The following is a 760-nucleotide window of genomic DNA, read 5'->3' as shown; positions in this document are numbered from 1 at the left end:
AATTATTTGCTGCAGTTGCATTCCAGTATGGTGATGGCAACGATTCAGTAACACTGACGGCAGATGCGGAAATTGTGCGCGGTGGTGGCGGTAATGATGTCATCAATGCAGACGGTGGAAATGATGTGCTCTTTGGTGAAGCAGGTAATGACTCATTGAGTGGTGGTGATGGTGATGACCTGCTGGATGGCGGTGTTGGTAGCGATACGCTCAATGGTGGCGCAGGCAATGATGTGTTTGTGTTCCGTAAAGGTTCTGGCAATGACACGGTTTTTGCGTACGATACTTCTGTCGATCGTGTCGACATCATTCGTTTTGACGATGTAAATCCGGCTGATCTCAAATTGTTGCGCCGTGCAGGTGATGATTTGTTTATCGAGTACGGTGTCAGTGACAGCATCAAGGTCCAGGATTATTTCTACAGCAATTCTTACAAATTTAGCAAAATTGAATTTGCTGACGGCACTACTTATACCTCGACACAATTATTCGCCGCTGTTGGATTCCAATATGGTGATGGAAATGATTCTGCGGTACTTACCTCAGAAGCAGAAATGGTGCGCGGTGGCCTTGGTGACGACACTATTAACGCCGCCGGTGGCAATGATGTGTTGTTCGGTGAAGCCGGTAATGATTCGCTGCTGGGCGGTGATGGTAATGATGTGCTGGACGGTGGTGTTGGCAATGATTACCTGAATGGTGGTGCAGGCAATGATGTGTTTGTGTTCCGTAAAGGTTCCGGTGTTGACACAGTATTTGC

1 protein-coding gene is annotated in these 760 nt (G+C 47.5%); it reads left to right on the top strand.

Annotated elements, in window-relative coordinates; all coding sequences use genetic code 11:
• The coding region (locus tag A596_RS05065; protein WP_039913080.1) for a calcium-binding protein at nucleotides 1-760 on the top strand (760 nt) is incomplete at both ends.

Source organism: Cellvibrio mixtus subsp. mixtus J3-8 (genome assembly GCF_000766945.1).
Classification (GTDB): Bacteria; Pseudomonadota; Gammaproteobacteria; order Pseudomonadales; family Cellvibrionaceae; genus Cellvibrio; species Cellvibrio mixtus_A.
This window is presented reverse-complemented; position numbering and strand designations above follow the sequence as displayed.